The organism is Aquabacterium sp., assembly GCF_030652515.1.
Taxonomy (GTDB): Bacteria; Pseudomonadota; Gammaproteobacteria; order Burkholderiales; family Burkholderiaceae_C; genus Aquabacterium.
In genome coordinates, this window is the sequence record NZ_JAUSAR010000155.1 from 65,805 (window position 1) to 82,744 (window position 16,940).

The 16,940-nt window shown below is 65.3% G+C and carries 15 protein-coding genes, 1 pseudogene and 1 riboswitch; of the genes and pseudogenes, 10 read left to right on the plus strand and 6 right to left on the minus strand.

The window, feature by feature from the left end; genetic code table 11:
* Positions 1 to 87: 87 nt before the first annotated feature.
* A riboswitch (S-adenosyl-L-homocysteine riboswitch) is annotated at positions 88 to 176 on the plus strand.
* 87 nt (positions 177 to 263) lie between these two features.
* The 3 genes from ahcY (at position 264) to metF (ending at position 3,465) form a co-directional block, all read left to right on the plus strand.
* Complete coding sequence (ahcY, locus tag Q7V20_RS17720) at positions 264 to 1,712, plus strand: adenosylhomocysteinase (RefSeq protein WP_304794243.1); 1,449 nt, start codon at positions 264 to 266, stop codon at positions 1,710 to 1,712.
* 101 nt (positions 1,713 to 1,813) lie between these two features.
* Positions 1,814 to 2,593 (plus strand): TlyA family RNA methyltransferase, encoded by a 780-nt coding sequence (locus Q7V20_RS17725; protein ID WP_304794246.1) that lies wholly within the window; start codon positions 1,814 to 1,816, stop codon positions 2,591 to 2,593.
* A gap of 26 nt (positions 2,594 to 2,619) precedes the next feature.
* On the plus strand, positions 2,620 to 3,465 hold the full coding sequence (gene metF / locus Q7V20_RS17730) for a methylenetetrahydrofolate reductase [NAD(P)H] (protein WP_304794249.1): 846 nt from the start codon (positions 2,620 to 2,622) through the stop codon (positions 3,463 to 3,465).
* A 106-nt stretch (positions 3,466 to 3,571) separates the two neighbouring features.
* Here the strand turns inward: metF and Q7V20_RS17735 are convergent, their stop codons facing one another.
* A complete protein-coding gene (locus Q7V20_RS17735) occupies positions 3,572 to 4,276 on the minus strand; it encodes a PEP-CTERM sorting domain-containing protein (protein ID WP_304794252.1) in 705 nt (234 codons plus the stop codon).
* Positions 4,277 to 4,412: 136 nt separating this feature from the next.
* Complete coding sequence (locus Q7V20_RS17740; protein ID WP_304794255.1) at positions 4,413 to 5,009, minus strand: 5-formyltetrahydrofolate cyclo-ligase; 597 nt, start codon at positions 5,007 to 5,009, stop codon at positions 4,413 to 4,415.
* 102 nt (positions 5,010 to 5,111) lie between these two features.
* Here Q7V20_RS17740 and Q7V20_RS17745 point away from each other — a divergent pair, with 102 nt between their 5' ends.
* Both Q7V20_RS17745 and Q7V20_RS17750 read left to right on the plus strand, forming a co-directional pair.
* Positions 5,112 to 7,304: a lytic transglycosylase domain-containing protein gene (locus Q7V20_RS17745; RefSeq protein ID WP_304794258.1), complete on the plus strand. Its 2,193-nt coding sequence runs from the start codon at positions 5,112 to 5,114 to the stop codon at positions 7,302 to 7,304.
* Between the two features lie 8 nt (positions 7,305 to 7,312).
* Positions 7,313 to 8,278: a complex I NDUFA9 subunit family protein gene (locus Q7V20_RS17750; RefSeq protein ID WP_304794262.1), complete on the plus strand. Its 966-nt coding sequence runs from the start codon at positions 7,313 to 7,315 to the stop codon at positions 8,276 to 8,278.
* Between the two features lie 213 nt (positions 8,279 to 8,491).
* Here Q7V20_RS17750 and Q7V20_RS17755 read toward each other — a convergent pair.
* The 3 genes and pseudogenes from Q7V20_RS17755 to Q7V20_RS17765 all read right to left on the minus strand — a co-directional run.
* Positions 8,492 to 8,878: pseudogene (locus Q7V20_RS17755) on the minus strand (barstar family protein); the annotation flags it as partial.
* Between the two features lie 103 nt (positions 8,879 to 8,981).
* A complete protein-coding gene (locus Q7V20_RS17760) occupies positions 8,982 to 9,356 on the minus strand; it encodes a ribonuclease domain-containing protein (RefSeq protein WP_304794264.1) in 375 nt (124 codons plus the stop codon).
* 214 nt (positions 9,357 to 9,570) lie between these two features.
* On the minus strand, positions 9,571 to 11,865 hold the full coding sequence (locus Q7V20_RS17765) for an NADP-dependent malic enzyme (protein ID WP_304794267.1): 2,295 nt from the start codon (positions 11,863 to 11,865) through the stop codon (positions 9,571 to 9,573).
* A 121-nt stretch (positions 11,866 to 11,986) separates the two neighbouring features.
* Between Q7V20_RS17765 and thiL the strand changes: the two genes are divergently transcribed.
* From thiL to Q7V20_RS17780, 3 genes are read left to right on the plus strand one after another with little or no spacing between them, the layout of a single operon-like run.
* A complete protein-coding gene (gene thiL / locus Q7V20_RS17770; RefSeq protein WP_304794406.1) occupies positions 11,987 to 12,988 on the plus strand; it encodes a thiamine-phosphate kinase in 1,002 nt (333 codons plus the stop codon).
* Between the two features lie 2 nt (positions 12,989 to 12,990).
* Complete coding sequence (locus Q7V20_RS17775) at positions 12,991 to 13,599, plus strand: phosphatidylglycerophosphatase A (RefSeq protein ID WP_304794270.1); 609 nt, start codon at positions 12,991 to 12,993, stop codon at positions 13,597 to 13,599.
* 22 nt (positions 13,600 to 13,621) lie between these two features.
* Positions 13,622 to 14,122 carry a CinA family protein gene (locus Q7V20_RS17780; protein ID WP_304794273.1) on the plus strand — a complete coding sequence of 167 codons (501 nt, stop codon included), beginning with the start codon at positions 13,622 to 13,624 and terminating at the stop codon, positions 14,120 to 14,122.
* On the opposite strand, the gene Q7V20_RS17785 is transcribed toward Q7V20_RS17780, so the two are convergent.
* Entirely contained in the window at positions 14,108 to 14,473 is a 366-nt protein-coding gene (locus Q7V20_RS17785; protein ID WP_304794275.1) for a phage holin family protein, read from the minus strand. The genes Q7V20_RS17780 and Q7V20_RS17785 overlap by 15 nt on opposite strands.
* Positions 14,474 to 14,633: 160 nt before the next feature.
* Between Q7V20_RS17785 and Q7V20_RS17790 the strand changes: the two genes are divergently transcribed.
* Together Q7V20_RS17790 and Q7V20_RS17795 are read left to right on the plus strand one after the other, a co-directional pair.
* Positions 14,634 to 15,791, plus strand: coding sequence for a GGDEF domain-containing protein (locus tag Q7V20_RS17790; protein ID WP_304794278.1), 1,158 nt, complete (start codon positions 14,634 to 14,636; stop codon positions 15,789 to 15,791).
* On the plus strand, positions 15,788 to 16,936 hold the full coding sequence (locus tag Q7V20_RS17795) for a diguanylate cyclase (RefSeq protein ID WP_304794282.1): 1,149 nt from the start codon (positions 15,788 to 15,790) through the stop codon (positions 16,934 to 16,936). The genes Q7V20_RS17790 and Q7V20_RS17795 overlap by 4 nt, the downstream gene beginning before the upstream one ends.
* Positions 16,937 to 16,940 lie beyond the last annotated feature (4 nt).

Sequence of the window (16,940 nt, forward strand, 5' to 3'; positions counted from 1 at the left end):
CCAAAGAATTGAGAATTTGTTTAGCTCCGAGACCCCCTTATTTGAGGGGTGCTGGAAAAAATCATGTAACAGCCCTATACTGGCCATCCTTTCGAGGAGCGTTGCAAGGTTCGTCTTTCATCAAGGCACGGACCCCAGGCTCGAAAGTGTCTCCCCTGCAACCGCGCTCACCCGCAAGTGTCCCGCTGGGTGAGTTGTCTTTTTTCCCCTCCTCCCTGGCAGTCCTGCGGCTTCAAAACAATGTTGCTTGAAGGAAATTCGCCATGAGCGCTCCACAAAAATCCCTGATCACCGACCACAAAGGCGTTGACTGCGTCGTTGCCGACATGTCCCAAGCCGCTTGGGGCCGCAAAGAAATCCTGATCGCCGAATGCGAAATGCCGGCCCTGATGGCCATCCGTGAGGAATACGCTGCCAAGCAGATCCTCAAAGGCGCGCGCATCACCGGCTCGCTGCACATGACCATCCAGACGGCCGTGCTGGTCGAGACCTTGCAAGCCCTGGGCGCCCAAGTGCGCTGGGCCTCGTGCAACATCTTCTCGACGCAAGACCACGCTGCAGCTGCCCTGGTGGAAGCCGGCACCCCCGTGTTCGCCTACAAGGGCGAGTCGCTGGAAGAGTACTGGGACTACACCCACCGCATCTTTGAATTCGGCGCCAAGGGCACGGAGGGCGAAGGCCCCAACATGATCCTGGACGACGGCGGCGATGCCACCATGCTGATGCACCTGGGCAAGCAAGCTGAAAAAGACCTGAGCGTGCTGGACAAGCCCGGCAGCGAAGAAGAGCGAATCCTGTTTGCCGCCATCAAGGCCAAGCTGGCCGTGGACAACACCTGGTACACCCGCAAGGCCGCCCAGATCATCGGCGTGACCGAAGAAACCACCACGGGCGTGCACCGCCTGAACGAGATGAGCGCCAAGGGCAGCCTGCTGTTCCGCGCCATCAACGTGAATGACTCGGTCACCAAGTCCAAGTTCGACAACCTGTACGGCTGCCGCGAATCGCTGGTCGATGGCATCAAGCGCGCCACCGACGTGATGGTGGCTGGCAAGGTCGCCGTGGTGGCTGGCTACGGTGACGTGGGCAAGGGCTCGGCCCAAGCTTTGCGCGCCTTGTCCGCCCAAGTCTGGGTGACCGAGATCGACCCCATCAACGCCCTGCAAGCCGCGATGGAAGGCTTCCGCGTGGTGACCATGGACTGGGCTGCCGACAAGGCCGACATCTTCGTCACCAGCACCGGCAACAAGAGCGTGATCACCTTCAAGCACATGGCCGCGATGAAGAACAACGCCATCGTTTGCAACATCGGCCACTTCGACAATGAAATCGACGTCGCCGAGCTGGAAACGCAATGCCAGTGGGAAGAGATCAAGCCCCAGGTCGATCACGTCATCTTCAAGGACGGCAAGCGCATCATCCTGCTGGCCAAGGGCCGCCTGGTGAACCTGGGCTGCGGCACGGGTCACCCCAGCTACGTGATGTCGTCCAGCTTTGCCAACCAGACCATCGCCCAGATCGAGTTGTTCGCTCACAGCGACGCCTACGACAACGGCAAGGTCTATGTGTTGCCCAAGCACCTGGACGAAAAAGTGGCCCGCCTGCAGCTGACCACCTTGAACGCCCAGCTCACCGAGCTGACCGACGAGCAAGCCGCCTACATTGGCGTGCCCAAGACGGGCCCTTACAAGCCCGACACTTACAGGTATTGAACCCTCCCCCTACGGCCTGACGGCCGCCCCCTCACAGGGGGCACCACCTGCGGACCGGCCAAGCCGGCTCCGCGGTGGTTGCTGGATCAACCAAAGAAGCCATGGCTCGCGCAGATCAACTCCTCGTTCAACAAGGGCACGCGCCCACCCGCTCCGCCGCCCACCGATTGATTGACGCCAGCGCCGCGCAATGGCTCAGCCCCAAAGGCTGGACCACCTTGCGCAAAGCTGGTGAAGATCTGCCTGACGGCACGCAGTTCCGTGTCACCAATGACGCGGAGTTGCGCTGGGTGTCACGTGCCGGGCTCAAGCTCGAAGGCGCGCTGGCCCACATCAACCTGAACGTGTCCGACTGGCGCTGCCTGGACGTGGGCCAGAGCACCGGTGGTTTCACCGACGTGCTGCTGGCCAACGGCGCCAGCCAGGTCGTGGGCGTGGACGTGGGCCATGGCCAACTGCACCCTCGTCTGAAAGAGGACGCCCGCGTGGTGTCGCTGGAAGAGGTGCACGCCCGCGAGCTCGACAAGAGCACCTTGCGCGAGCATGCCCCGGCCGACGGTTTCGATTTGATCGTGGCCGACCTGTCCTTCATCTCGCTGGCCAGCGTGGTGCCGCACCTGAAAACCTGGCTCAAGCCCGGTGGCCACGTGCTGATGCTGATCAAGCCCCAGTTCGAAGTGGGCAAGGGCAATGTCGGCAAGGGCGGCGTGGTCAAGGATCCGGCCTTGCACGCGCGGGCCCGCGACATGGTGCGCCGCGCTTGCACCGACCTGGGTTGGACCGTGCACAAGGGCTTCAACAGCCCGATCGCGGGCGGCGATGGCAACCAGGAGTTCTTCATCTGGGCGTCGTCCTCATCGACCGCGCCCTCGGCTCCCTGAGCCTTCCCTTGAAAGTCTGAAAAAGCATGAGCACGCTTGCCCCTACTTCCCTGCCGTTGAGCTTCGAGTTCTTCCCGCCCAAGACGCCGGAAGGTTTTGACAAGCTGGCGGTCGTGCGCCAGCAGTTGTACCCGCTCAAGCCGCAGTACTGCTCCGTCACCTATGGCGCGGGCGGCTCCACACAAGATGGCACCATCCAGACGGTGCGGGCCATCCTGTCCGAAGGCTTTGACGCGGCGCCGCATTTCTCGTGCATCGGTGCCAGCAAGGCCGGCGTGCGCGAGCAATTGGCGCAGTTCGCCTCTCAGGGCATCCGCCGCCTGGTGGCCTTGCGGGGCGATCTGCCCAGCGGCTACGGTGGTTTTGGCGAGTTCCGCTACGCCAGCGAGCTGGTGGCCTACATCCGCGAGGAAACCGGCGACCACTTCCACATCGAGGTGGCGGCTTACCCCGAGGTGCACCCCCAGGCCCGCAATCCGCAGGCTGACCTGGAGGCTTTTGTGACCAAGGTCAAGGCCGGTGCCGACGTGGCCCTGACCCAGTATTTCTTCAACGCCGACGCCTACTTCCGTTTTGTGGATGACGCGGCCAAGCAAGGTGTCAGCATCCCCATCATCCCGGGGATCATGCCGATCACCAACTCCACCCAGCTCATGCGTTTCTCGGACGCGTGCGGCGCCGAAATCCCCCGCTGGATCCGTGCACGCCTGGAAGGCTATGGCGATGACAAGGCCTCCATCCAGGCCTTTGGCTTGGACGTGGTGGCTGAATTGTGTGAAAAGCTGCGCCGCGCTGGCGTGCCGGGGCTGCACTTCTACACCATGAACCAATCGACCTCGGTGCTGGCCTTGTGCCAACGGCTGGGTTGGTGATGTTCTGAAGGCGCTGCTGCGGCGCCTTTCCTTGCATTGACAGGCCATGAAAAAGGCTCCCGATTGGGAGCCTTTCTTTTGGCGGCTGATTGATTCAGGAATCGAATCAGTCGTTGGCAGCCTTGCGGCGGCGAGCCATCAGGCCCATGCCGACCAGACCAATGCCCATCAAGGCATAGGTTGATGGCTCAGGCACGCTGGACACGGTACCGATCTTGATGCTGGTGATCAGGCCACCGACGAACGCCACCTGGGCGGGATCCAGGCCGTTGCTGCTCAACAGGCTCTTGAAGCTGTTCGACAAGGCGAAGCCGCTGGCATCCAGGCCGATCAGGCGGGGGGTTGCCGAGGTAGGAACGCTGGTGCCGACGGAGGTGCCGAAGCTGCTGCTCACGTTGGAGGCGGTCAGCAGGGACTGGTTCAGGATCTTGGTGGCGAACAGGCCGGAGCCGATCACCAAGTCACCGGTCAGGTCCTTGGTGCCCACGTCGAAGCTGAAGTTGGTCAGAGAGATGGGCAAGTTGCCCAGCTTGGTGAAGTTGAAACCTTGGGCATCGGTGAAGTCGATCGTCATCGCGCCAGGGTTGGTGGCGGTGGAGACGCCTTGCACATTGGCCGTCAGCACGCCGGTGGTGGTGTTCAGCGTGGCGCCGCCCGTGGCAGCCAGGGTGTAGCCATTCAGGTTGGCGTTGATGGCGGCCAGATCCAGATTGATGGCAGCCGTGGTGGCGACGAAGGGTTGACTGGCGGCCGAGGCGATGCCGGTGGCCAGAGCCAGGGCTGCAAAACTGAACTGCTTGAGAGCTTTCATTTGTCGATTCCTTAGTAGTAGTGAAGCAGGGCTCTGAACTGACGCCCTTTGTCTTACTTGACGGTTAGGCCATCTTGCTGCATGCCGGGCGCATAACGTATAGGGTTCTCGCGCACTCCCCCTTGGTTCGGGGGGGTCAGGCGCTGAAGACCTGCAACTCTGTAACAACGCCAATCAAGGGAAAGTCATGGGGTTGTGAACTAAACACGGTCGGGCTCAGTTGGGCCTGTGACCAGGCGATGCCCACGGCGGTGACATCGGGGTGTTGGGCCAGAAAGCGGTCGAAATAGCCGCCGCCATAACCCAGTCTGAAACCGTCCGGCGTGAACCCCAGGCAAGGCACCAGCACCACATCGGGCTCGCACGGGCGCCCTGGCGGGCTGGGGATGCCGCATTCGTCCAGGGTGGTGACTTCCTCGCCCTGCCAGGGCCGGTAGTGCATCTGCCGCGTGGTGCGCGCCGCCCAGGGCAGCGCCAACTGGCACGACCATGTCTGTTGCGCCAACAAGGCGGCGGGCCTTGGGTTAAATTCAGCCTGGATGGGCCAGTACAGGCCCAGGCACTCGGGCTCCAGCTGGCGCAGCACGTTCATCAGGTTTTCTTGCAGGGCGGCTTGGGCTGAGGCCAGCACGGCGGGGTTCTCGGCCCAGGTTTGGCGAGCCGCCTTCAGCCGATGACGAAGTGCGCTGCGGGGATCAAGGGGCGGGTTGGCTGGAGGGGGCGAGGCGGTCATGACAAGGGCAAAAGGGCAACACAATTGATACAAGTTAACGAGTATGCGGCCGTTGCACCAAGTGGACGATGGGGGCGGGCGCTGATCCTGGCGGGGCTGGCCATGGTGGGGGCGTCGGCGGCCCACGCGGCCATCGACGATCTGGCCGTGGTGGAAGCCCGCGAGGCCCTGCGGGTGCGCGACAGCGGGCGGCTCGCGGCGGCCCGCGACGCCTTGATCGCGGCGCGCCACCCCCTGGCCCCCTGGGCCGACTTCTGGTCGGTGCAGAACCGCCTGGTGCAGGCCTCGGTGTACGAGGTGGACGATTTCCTGGCGAGGTGGCCCCAGGCCTACGTGGCCGATCGCTTGCGCAATGACTGGTTGCTGGTGCTGGGCCAGCGGCGCGACTGGGCCACTTTCCTGCGCATTCAGCCGGGTTTCCGCATGAACGACGACAAGGAAGTGGTGTGCTACGGCGTGCTGGCCCGCCAGCAGACCAACGCCGTCCCGGAAGGGCCGGGCGACCTGCGTGAGCAAGCCCGGCAAGCCTGGTGGGCGCAAAAAGACCCTGACACCGCTTGCATCACCATGGCGCAGACCCTGGTCCCGGCGGGCGTGCTCACCACCACGGACGTCTGGCGCAAGTTGCGCTTGTCCCTGGAGGCGGACAAGCCCAAGGTGACGCAGCAGACGGCCCAGTTGCTGGGCGACACCGTGGCCCAGGCCGTGAGCCGATTGCTGGTTCAGCCCAAGGATCACCTGTTTCCCCGGCCCGCGTCTGCGGGCGCGGCCAGGGGGGGCGCCCGTGCCCAGCGCGAGGCGGGAGCCCACCTGGGATCCGGGGCCAAGGGCAAGGCCCGCCGCCCATCGGGCCGCAACAAGATCGTGCGGCCCAGCGATTTGCCGCAGGTGGCGCCGGCCGTGGCCGGTTTGCCCAAAGAGATCCAGGGCCCTTTGAACCTTTTGGCCTTGGTGCGCTGGGCGGCGATGGACGCGGCGGCCGTGGCGGCGGCCCTGGACGACCCCGAGGCCCGCGAACGCTGGCACCTGACCGCCGAGGAGGCGGCCTGGGCCTGGGCCCAGGTGGGGCGGCAAAGTGCCTGGCGCCTGCAGCCGGAGGCGCCTGCGCTGTATGAACGTGCCCTGGCCGTGGGCGGGGGCTTGTCCCCCGCCGACGTGGCCCGCACCTGGTCCAGCGACACCCTGGCCTGGATGGCCCGCTCGGCGCTGCGGGCGGCCACGGCGGGCCAGACGCAACACTGGCCACTGGTGGAGCGCGCGGTGGACGCCATGCCCATCGACCAACAGCAAGATCCCACCTGGGTGTACTGGAAGGCGCGCGCTTTGATGGCGCGGCCCGCCAACCCGGCGGTGCCGGTGCCCGGTGTCGCCCAGGCGGCCGATGCCCGCCAACAGGGGCGTGAGCTGATGGCGCGCATCAGTGGCACGGTGGGCTTTTACGGCTTGCTGGCCGCCGAAGACCTGAACGGCGCGCCCGCCAAGGCGCCCTCCCGGCCGGCGGCGGTGAACGAGGTCGAGAAAGCCGAAGCGAAAGCCATTCCGGGCATCGACCGGGCCTTGCGCCTGTTTGCCCTGGGCTGGCGCTCGGAGGCGACCCGCGAGTGGAACTACACCTTGTCTTACGGCAAGGCGGGCGGTCTGACCGACCGCGAATTGCTGGCCGTGGCCGATGCGGCCTGCGAGCTGGAGATCTGGGACCGCTGCATCAACACCAGCGAGCGCACGCGCCTGGAAGTGGACCTGTACCAGCGGTTTCCCACGCCCTTCCGGCGTGACGTGCTGGCCGCCGCCCAGGACGTCGGCCTGGACCCGGCCTACATGTATGGCCTGATCCGCCAGGAGTCGCGCTTCATCGTGGCGGCCCGCTCCCACGTGGGCGCGGCCGGTTTGATGCAGGTCATGCCCGCCACGGCCGCCTGGACGGCCAAAAAGCTGGGCATCGACTACACGCCTGATCTCATCACCGACCGGCTCACCAACATCAAGCTGGGCGCGGGCTACCTCAAGCTGATCCAGGATGATCTGGACGGCTCGCAGGCCATGGCGGCGGCGGCCTACAACGCCGGGCCGGGTCGGCCGCGCCGCTGGCGCGAAGGCCCACGCCTGGAAGCCGCCGCTTGGGCCGAGAACATCCCCTTCAACGAAACCCGCGACTACGTGAAAAAGGTGCTGGCCAACGCGGTGCTGTACGGCCATGTCTTGCACGGGCGGCCGTTGTCGATTAAAACCAGGCTGGGTGGCTTCATTGGGCCTCGTCCAAGGAACGAGCCACCTCCACAGCAAGACTTGCCCTGAGGCCACAGATGAAACGATGGTTGGTGTTGGGGGGCTCCGGTTTTGTGGGCCGGGCCTTGTGTGAACAACTGGTGGACGAGCATGGTGCGGGCGGCGTGCGCATCACCGTGCCCACCCGGCGGCGCGCCCACGCGCAGCACCTGTTGACCCTGCCCACCGTGGAAGTGGTCGAGGCTTCGGTCCATGAGGAAAACGCCTTGATGCGGCTCCTGGCGGGCTGCGACGGCGTGGTCAACCTGATCGCCATTCTGCATGGCAGCAAGGACGAGTTCGAGCATGCCCACGTGGGGCTGCCCCAGCGCCTGGCGGCGGCCTGCGTGCGCGCGGGTGTGCGGCGCGTGGTGCACGTCAGTGCCCTGGGGGTGCCTGATGACCCGGCGGCGGCGCCGTCCAACTACTTGCGCAGCAAGGCGGCGGGTGAATTGGCCTTGCGCGCCGCGGGCCTGGATTTGACGGTGCTGCGTCCCAGCGTGATCTTTGGCGCGCACGACCAGTTCCTGAACCTGTTCGCCCGCCTGCAGGCTGTTTTCCCGGTCATGCCGCTGGCGGGCAGCGATGCCCGGTTTCAGCCCGTGTGGGTAGGTGACGTGGCCCGCGCCTTGGCGCGTTGCCTGGACGACCCCGCCACGGTGGGGCAGACCTATGAGTGCGCCGGGCCTCAGGTCTTCACCTTGAAGGAGCTGGTGGCGATGGCGGGTTGGTTCAGCGGCCATCCTCGGCCCATCATGCCCATACCGCTTTGGGCGGGCCGACTGCAGGCCCTGGCCATGTCGATCTTGCCGGGCGAGCCCTTGATGTCCCAGGACAACCTGGATTCAATGCAGGTGCCCAATGTGGCCACCGGGCGGTGGCCTGGGCTGCAGGCGCTGGGCGTGGCGCCCACGCCAGTGAGCAGCGTCGCGCCCGGCTACCTGCGTGGCCAGCACGCAGGGGGCGAGCAGCTCAACGACTGGCGCTCACGCGCCGGACGTTGAACTTGCTTTGGCTTGGTCGCCCGGTCAGGCGACCAGCAACATGGCCGTGTCGAACGCGCTGCTCATGGGCGGCAGGTTCATGGTCATGGGCTGGGGCGCGTTCTTGGAGACCTTGGTCGGCTTGACGACGACGGCGGCGGCCGCAGGCGAGTCGTTCTGGGCGACTTCAGCGCGGTCCCAGTTGCCAGCGGACTCTTTGCCCGACACGGCGATGGAATAGAACACGCGGAAGGCGATCTTGCGCTCGCTCCAGAAGTCGGCGGCATCGCGGAAGGAGTCGAGCAGCAACTCGCGGGTTTCGCGGTCGAACTTGACGCCATCGGGGATGAGTTCCAGCACCACGACGAAGCCTGGCTGCGGACCTGATTTGTGGACCAGGTCGGTCATGCAGTCGTACAGCGCGTCCATGTTCTTGCCGAAGTGGTCGGGGAACAGGAAATCCTTGGCGATGATGTCCAGCACGTCTTGCTTGGACTGGGCTTCGCTCAGGTTGGTGTACAGGAAGTGCTGCCCGGAATCCTGGGCCGCCTGTTGCAAGTCTTCCGGGCGAAAGGCGCGGATGGATTGAACGATGTTGGGTCGAACGGATTGCAACAACATGATCGCTTGGGGCCGAGAGTGCATTGAGATGCTCACTGCCCTCGTGGGCCAGATTTGAGGGTCGAAGAAAAGGACAAAAGAGCGAAGCAGCAAGCCAAAAGGCTCAGTGCCGGGGATCAATGGTTTTGAAGCTGCTGTAGTGATCCTCGGTGTAAAAACAAGTTTCAGGGATTTGCACTACTTCACCTCCGCAAACGATGCGCCGGGCTCCTCGGGTACGCGCGCCTGGTGTTGGCACGGTGTACTCGTGGTAGAACCCACGCGGTTTTCGAGGCAAAGCACGCTCCCTGTTGCCAAAGACGGTGCCGTCCTTGGTGTATTTGAAAGGCCCACCCGCCAAAATGCGCCGGTGGACGTCTTGAGCCTGGGGTGGCAATTGCGACAAGCCAATCGCCGAGACTGTTGGGCTGGACCGTGCCCAAGCGGGTGAAACGCTGGCATCCAGCAGCGCTGCACTGGTCAAGAGGCTGGCCGACATCAGCAATGATGTGGCAACGCCAGTCCAAGACTTGCTCAGCAACTTCTTCACAACTTCTTCACGCCAGCTCAAGTCTCTAAAAGCCGTGATGCTACTGAAAACGGGCCGAAAGCTCAAGGCCCCAGCCCCGGAAAACCGGTGGACAGGGGCCTTTGCGTGAGGGGTTGACAGTTCGTGGTATATGACGTTTTTTTGACAAACGCCTGTTTGAGTCCTATCGGACGGCGTTGGCCTCCGCCACGGTCATGGCCGTCATGTTGACGATGCGGCGCACGGTGGCCGAGGGCGTCAGGATGGTCACCGGCTTGGCCGCGCCCAGCAAAACCGGCCCCAGCGCGATGCCGTTGCCAGCCGCCTCCTTGAGCAGGTTGTAGGCGATGTTGGCCGCGTCGATGTTGGGGCAGACCAGCAGGTTGGCCTCGCCCGCCAGGGTGCTGCGGGGCATCAGCTCGGCGCGGTAGGTGGCGTTCAGGGCGGCGTCGCCGTGCATCTCGCCATCGATTTCCAGCCAGGGCGCGCGCTCCTGGATCAGGCCCAGGGCCTCGCGCATCTTCAGCGCCGAGGGGTGGTTGCTGGAGCCAAAATTGGAATGCGACAGCAGCGCCACCTTGGGCCGCTGGCCGATCCGCATCATCTCTTCGGCCGCCATGATGGTGATTTCGGCCAATTGCTCGGCCGTGGGGTCGTAGTTGATGTGGGTGTCCAGGATGTTGACCTGGCGGCCCGGCAGCAGCAGGCCGGTCATGGCCGCGTAGGTTTTCACGCCTGCGCGCTTGCCGATCACCTGGTCGATGTAATGCAGGTGCAGGGGCGTGTTGCCCCAGGTGCCGCAGATCAGGCCATCGACCTCGCCCTTGTAGAGCAGCATCGACGCGATCAGGGTCAGGCGGCGGCGCATTTCGATCTTGGCCATCTGCTCGGTCACGCCCTTGCGCTCGGTCAGGCGGTGGTACGTTTGCCAGTAGTCGCGGTGGCGGGGGTCGTGCTCGACGCTGACCACCTGGTAGTCGGTGCCCGCTTTGAGGCGCAGGCCGAAACGCTCGATCTGCTGCTCGATGACGGCCGGGCGGCCGATCAGCGTTGGGCAGGCCAGGCCTTCGTCGACCACGATCTGGGTGGCGCGCAGCACGCGCTCGTTTTCACCTTCGGCGAAGGCGATGCGTTTGTTCTTGGCGCGTTTGGCCACGCTGAAGATGGGCTTCATGGTGTGGCCCGAGGCGTAGACGAAGCTTTGCAGCTTCTCGCCATAGGCGACGAAGTCCTTGACCGGGCGCGAGGCCACGCCGGAGGCGGCCGCCGCCAGTGCCACGGCTGGCGCGATCTTGATCATCAGGCGCGGGTCGAAGGGCTTGGGGATCAGGTACTCGGGGCCGAAGCTCAGGGTGGCGCCAACATACGCGGCAGCCACCACATCGCTTTGCTCGGCCTGGGCCAACTCGGCAATGGCGTGGACGGCGGCGATCTCCATCTCATCGGTGATGGTGGTGGCGCCCGAATCCAGCGCGCCCCGGAAGATGTACGGGAAGCACAGGACGTTGTTGACCTGGTTGGGGTAGTCGGACCGGCCGGTGGCCATGATGGCGTCGTCGCGCACGGCCTTGACGTCTTCCGGCAGGATCTCGGGGTTGGGGTTGGCCAGCGCGAAGATGATGGGCTTGGGGCCCATGCGCGCGACCATGTCGGCCTTGAGCACACCGCCAGCACTCAGGCCCAGGAAGAGGTCGGCCCCTTCGATGACCTGGCTGAGGGTGCGCAGTTCGGTCTTCTGGGCAAAGAAGGCCTTGTCGGGGTCCATCAGTTCAACGCGGCCTTCGTAGACCACGCCAGCCAGGTCGGTGACCCAGATGTTCTCGCGCGGCAGGCCCAGCTTGACCAGCAGGCCCAGGCAGGCCAGGGCGGCGGCGCCAGCGCCTGACACCACCAGCTTGACCTGCTTGATGTCCTTGCCGACCACCTTCAGGCCATTGAGCAGGGCGGCGCCCACCACGATGGCGGTGCCGTGCTGGTCGTCGTGGAAAACCGGGATCTTCATGCGTTCGCGCAGTTGGCGCTCGACGTAGAAGCAATCGGGGGCCTTGATGTCTTCCAGGTTGATGCCGCCGAAGGTGGGCTCGAGTGAGGCGATGATCTGGACGAGCTTTTCGGGGTCGTTCTCGTTGATCTCGATGTCGAACACGTCGATGTCGGCGAACTTCTTGAACAGGACGGCTTTGCCTTCCATCACCGGCTTGGCGGCCAGCGGGCCGATGTTGCCCAGGCCCAGCACGGCGGTGCCGTTGGTGATGACGGCCACCAGGTTGCCCCGGCTGGTGTAGCGGAAGGCGTTGGCGGGGTTGTCGACGATTTCTTCGCAGGCGGCGGCCACGCCGGGCGAGTAGGCCAGGGCCAGGTCGCGCTGGTTGGTCAGCTGCTTGGTGGCGCTGATGGCGACTTTGCCGGGCGTGGGGAACTCGTGGTATTCAAGCGCGGCTTTTTTCAGCTCGGCGCGTTTGTCTTCGGGGGTGGTCATGCAGGGGTGCCTTTCAAGGGCGCTGGCCATGTTGGCGGCGCCTGACCCCTGCATTGTAGGAACATGACGAGTGGTCGGCCATGTGGGTGGCCACAAGCCGCGCGACAATCACGGCATGAGCCTGGGTGAATTCGACCTCATTGAACGATTTTTCTGGCGCCCTGCAGGGCAAGGGCCGCGCCGCGCCGTGGTGGGCAATGGCGACGACTGTGCCGTCATCGCGCCCGCCGCTGGCATGCAATTGGCCGTGTCCACCGACACCCTGGTGGAGGGGCGGCACTTCCTCTCCACGGTGGACCCGGCGCGCCTGGGTCACAAGGCCCTGGCGGTCAACCTGTCGGACCTGGCCGCCTGCGGGGCCAGGCCGCTGGCCTTCACCCTGGCCCTGACCCTGCCTCACGCGAACGAGGCCTGGCTGGCCGGTTTTGCGCAGGGCCTGTTGTCCCTGGCCGATGCCCACGATTGCGAATTGATTGGGGGCGACACCACGGCGGGGCCCCTGGCCATCGGCATCACCGCGATGGGCGAGGTGCCCGCAGGCCAGGCATTGCTGCGCCATGGTGCCCGCGCGGGCGACGACCTGTGGGTCAGCGGTTGGCCCGGTCTGGCGCGTCTGGCGCTGGAAGCCTTCCGGGGCACCTTGCAGCCGCTTTTGCCCGCCGATGACTTCGACACCGCGCGCCGGGCCATGGAATGCCCCGAACCGCGCGTGGCCCTGGGCCTGGCCCTGCGCGGCCTGGCCAGCGCTGCCATCGATGTGTCCGATGGCCTGCTGGGCGACCTGGGCCACCTGCTGCGCCGCAGCCAGGTGGGCGCCACGGTGGTGCTGGATGCGCTGCCGGTGCACCCTGTGCTGGCCGCGCGGCCCGTGTCGCAGCAGCACGATTGCCTGCTGGCCGGTGGTGACGACTACGAACTGGTCTTCACCGCCCCGCCCGAACACCGCGCGCGCATCCTGGCCCTGGGCGATTCGCTGGGCTTGCCCTTGACGCGCATCGGCGCCATCACCGCCACGCCCGGCCTGCAATTGCTGCAGGGCGAGCTGGACGTCTGGCCCGACGACGAGGTCAAGCCGCAAGCCGTGCCCAACCGCTGGACCTCGTTCGACCATTTCAAAAGCTGAGCATGCCAAGCCCCATTGACGTCGATCCTGATCCTGATGCGGTGGATGCCGTGAGCACCTTGCCGCCACGGCGCCCCGACGCCGCCTTGCTCCTCAGTCACCCCGCGCATTTCATCGCCCTGGGCGCTGGCAGTGGCCTGAGCCCCAAGGCCCCTGGCACGGTCGGGACGCTGTGGGCCTGGGTCAGCTTTTGGGCCTTGCAGAACCTGTGGGGCGTGGGGCCACAGGCCGACGTGAAATGGGCCTGGCTGATCGGCCTGGGTCTGCCCGTGGGCTGGTGGGCTTGCACACACACGGCGCGCAGCCTGCGTGTGGCCGACCCCGGCTCCATCGTGTGGGACGAGATCCTGGCCTTCTGGCTGGTGCTGTGGCTGCTCACGCCCACCGGCTTGATCGGCCAGTTGCTGGCCTTTGCCCTGTTCCGCTACTTTGACGCGGCCAAGCCCGGCCCGGTGGCTTGGGCGGACCAGCTGTTCAAGCGCCAGCCTGGCCAGGGCATTGGTTGGGCGCAAGGTTTCGGGATCTTGTTCGACGATTTTGTCGCGGCCTTGTGCACCTTGCTGGTCCTGGCCGTGATCATGCTGGGGTGGCCCAGCCTGCTGGCACCTTGACGGGGCTCGAAAGGACGAGGGCATGACTTTGGAACACAACCTGACCAGCCTGGTGACCGACCTGGCCGCCCAACTGCAAGCGCGGGGCTGGCAGTTGGCCACCGCCGAATCCTGCACCGGTGGCCTGATCGCGGCCACCTGCACCGAGGTGTCGGGCTCCAGCGCCTGGTTCGATCGCGGTTTCGTCAGCTACAGCAACCAGGCCAAGACCGAATTGCTGGGGGTGGATGGAGCCTTGATCGACGCCCACGGCGCCGTCAGCGAAGCCGTGGCCCGGGCCATGGCCGAAGGCGCGCTGGCCCGATCACGCGCGCAGTTGGCGGTGGCCGTCACCGGCGTGGCGGGCCCCACGGGCGGCTCGCCCGACAAGCCGGTGGGCACGGTGTGGCTGGCCTGGGCCCTGCAAGGCGGAAGCACACAAGCACTGCGTTGCCAGTTCCCGGGCGGTCGGGCGGCGGTGCGTTGGGCCACGGTGGAGCAGGCTCTGCAAGGCCTGCTCCAAGCGCTCTCACACGCGCCCTGAGCGGCGTCCGAAAATGTATTCCAGCGCGATGTCGATGATGATGCCCCACAGGCTGTAGAGCACCGATGCCAGCAGCGCATTCCAGAAACCGTGCACCTGGAACCCTTCCAGCAGCCCCGAGGCCATCTGGAAGGTGAAGGCGTTGATCACGAACAGGAACAGTCCCAGCGTCAGCACCGTCACCGGCAGCGTGAGCAAGATCAACAAGGGGCGCACCACGGCGTTCAGCAAGCCCAACACGGCCGCCGCGATCATGGCCGCACCGAAGCTGCTGACCTGCACGCCTTGGTCCCATTGGGCCAGCAGCATGAGCGCGGAAGACAGCAATAACCAGCGGATGAGCAATTTCATGCGGCCAAGCTTATCCCAGTGCGGCGCATTCCGTCACACCCAGCCCACAGTCCCCGGGTGATGACGGGTTTTGTTGCTGGGTGATTTACTCGATACTCGTGGCACATGGTCGCACGCACCGAATCAGGCCGCCATGGTTCCTTGATCTTGTCCCGGGTCCATGCGCCAGAAGTTCGAGCAATTTCTTGATGAAGCCAATCCGGCCAGCCGTTGCCTGCTGGCGGTGTTTGCTTCCACGCCCTTTTACTTCACCTACTGGTTCATCCACCTGTCAGGCCTGCTGGACCCGGTGGTTCAAGTCGGTTTGCGGCAACCGGTGGTCTGGATACTGCAAGCGGCCCTGGTGTTCAGCACGGCCTTGTCTTTCGGTTTCCTGATCTGGTTGTGGCCCCGGCGCCGCGATCCCAGCCCCATGCCCGGGCTCAGCGTGGCGGTGACGCTGAACATCGGCCTGATCTACACCTTGATCACCTTGTTCGCTGGCACCTTCACCACCGGGGCCAACATGACGCTGCTGGGCGTGCTGGCGATCGGCCTGCTGCTGTTCGATTTGCGCACCATGTGGATTGCCTTCCTGGTGTGCTCCGGCTTGCTGGTGCTCTACGACGTGTTCGTGATGGCGGGCCAGGTGCCTTACGCCCCGGCCATCACCCGCCTGGCTTTCAATGGGGTGGAGCCGCAGTGGTGGTGGGCCGTGTGGCGCAACGTGGTCTTCTACGCGGGCGTGGCCGTGATCTCCACCCTGCTGCTGGTGATGTTCGGGCGCCTGGATGCTCAGCACCGCCAACTCAACAAACTGTCTTACACCGACGTGCTGACGGGCCTGCCAAACCGGCGGTACTTCATGGACCGGCTGCAGGCCGAGGTGGCGCGCCAGGGCCGCACCGCCCAGCCCTTGTCCCTGATGCTGATCGACGCGGACCACTTCAAACAGGTCAACGACACCCATGGCCACGCCGTGGGCGACGAGGTGCTGACCGTGCTGGCCCGCCTGCTGGGCGAGTGCGTGCGCACCCCCACCGACCTGGCCGCCCGTTTAGGCGGTGAGGAGTTCGCCGTGCTCTTGCCAGACACCACGGTGGACGAGGCCGAGGCGGTGTGCGGGCGCATCCACAGCCGCCTGGCCGAGCATGTTTTCCAGGCCTCGGGCCAGACCTTCCACCTCACTGTGAGCATCGGGGTGGCGCAGTGCCACGGCCAAAGCGCCGAGGTGGTGCTCAAGCAGGCCGACCGCAACCTCTACCGCGCCAAGCAGGAGGGGCGCAACCGCTCGATCTACAGCGTGGACAGCACCTTGGGCAGCGAGGTGGGCGCATGAACTTGAAGGCGCTGATGCGCCGCATCGAGCTGCGCCTGTTGGACCGCAACGTGGCCAACCGCTGCATGGTGTTCGCGGTGCTGTCGCTGCCCATGGGCCTCATCTTGTGGGGGCTGCAGGCCTACGCGCTGGCGCACCCCGAGGCGGGCGCCTTCTACCGCCCCGGTGCCTTGCGCCTGGCACAACTGGGGCTGACGGCACTGATCCTGTGGCTGACCGCGGTGGTGTTGCTGGCCTGGCACTTGCGCCGTCAGGGCCGCGATGCGCGCTGGCTGGCGCAGTGGACGGTCATGCCCACCTTCATCGTCTTCCTGCTGCTGGCCATCGGCCATGGCCTGAAAGACACGCCCATGGGCATGGTGCTGATCCAGGAGCTGGTGGTGGCCCGCGCCCTGTTCAGCCTGCGCACCCTCAAGTCCACCCTGATCCTGGTGGTGGTGATGGTGATGGCCAGTGATTTGTTGATCACGGCGGGGCAACTGGGCTATGCCCCTTTGCTGACCGCGCCGGTGTTCAATGGCGAAGACCTGGCCGGGTGGTGGGCGGTGTGGTTGCGTGTCATGTTCCAGGCTGCCGTTTTGCCCTTCAGCGCCATGTTGTTCTTCGCCTTCAACACGCTGCGCCGCCAGCGCAAGGAGCTGGAAAGCCTGGTGCGCACCGATGTGCTGACGGGCTTGTCCAACCGCCGCGAGTTCATGAGCCAGCTGGAGATCGAATCGCACCGCCATGCCCGCAGCGGGCGGCCTTTTTGCCTGGTGGTGTGCGATGTGGATCACTTCAAGAAGGTGAACGACAGCTGGGGTCACCCGGTGGGCGATGCCGTGCTGGCCCAGTTGGGCCGCATCCTGCAGTCCAGCACCCGCGATCAGATCGACACGGCTGCGCGCCTGGGCGGCGAGGAGTTCGTGCTGCTGCTGCCCGACACCCACCTGGACGGTGCCCGCCGGGTGGCCTCAAAGATTGCGAGCAGTTTGCGCGAGCATGTTTTCCAGGCCGATGGGGCCTCGTTCAGCGTGACGCAGAGCATCGGCATTGCCGAGGTGCATGGCGGGCAGGGTGAGCGGGCCTTGCGCATCGCCGACCAGAACCTGTACACCGCCAAACGCGCGGGCCGCGATCAGACCGTGGCTTCGGTGGTGGCTTGACCCT

Coding starts and splice junctions, on each gene's coding strand:
- Q7V20_RS17760 (WP_304794264.1), bottom strand. CDS start 9,356: ATGTCGGCCAGCCTCTTGACCAGTGCAGCGCTGCTGGATGCCAGCGTT.
- metF (WP_304794249.1), top strand. CDS start 2,620: ATGAGCACGCTTGCCCCTACTTCCCTGCCGTTGAGCTTCGAGTTCTTC.
- Q7V20_RS17725 (WP_304794246.1), top strand. CDS start 1,814: ATGGCTCGCGCAGATCAACTCCTCGTTCAACAAGGGCACGCGCCCACC.
- Q7V20_RS17740 (WP_304794255.1), bottom strand. CDS start 5,009: ATGACCGCCTCGCCCCCTCCAGCCAACCCGCCCCTTGATCCCCGCAGC.
- Q7V20_RS17780 (WP_304794273.1), top strand. CDS start 13,622: ATGACTTTGGAACACAACCTGACCAGCCTGGTGACCGACCTGGCCGCC.
- Q7V20_RS17735 (WP_304794252.1), bottom strand. CDS start 4,276: ATGAAAGCTCTCAAGCAGTTCAGTTTTGCAGCCCTGGCTCTGGCCACC.
- ahcY (WP_304794243.1), top strand. CDS start 264: ATGAGCGCTCCACAAAAATCCCTGATCACCGACCACAAAGGCGTTGAC.
- Q7V20_RS17745 (WP_304794258.1), top strand. CDS start 5,112: ATGGTGGGGGCGTCGGCGGCCCACGCGGCCATCGACGATCTGGCCGTG.
- Q7V20_RS17775 (WP_304794270.1), top strand. CDS start 12,991: ATGCCAAGCCCCATTGACGTCGATCCTGATCCTGATGCGGTGGATGCC.
- Q7V20_RS17750 (WP_304794262.1), top strand. CDS start 7,313: ATGAAACGATGGTTGGTGTTGGGGGGCTCCGGTTTTGTGGGCCGGGCC.
- Q7V20_RS17765 (WP_304794267.1), bottom strand. CDS start 11,865: ATGACCACCCCCGAAGACAAACGCGCCGAGCTGAAAAAAGCCGCGCTT.
- Q7V20_RS17790 (WP_304794278.1), top strand. CDS start 14,634: ATGCGCCAGAAGTTCGAGCAATTTCTTGATGAAGCCAATCCGGCCAGC.
- Q7V20_RS17785 (WP_304794275.1), bottom strand. CDS start 14,473: ATGAAATTGCTCATCCGCTGGTTATTGCTGTCTTCCGCGCTCATGCTG.
- Q7V20_RS17795 (WP_304794282.1), top strand. CDS start 15,788: ATGAACTTGAAGGCGCTGATGCGCCGCATCGAGCTGCGCCTGTTGGAC.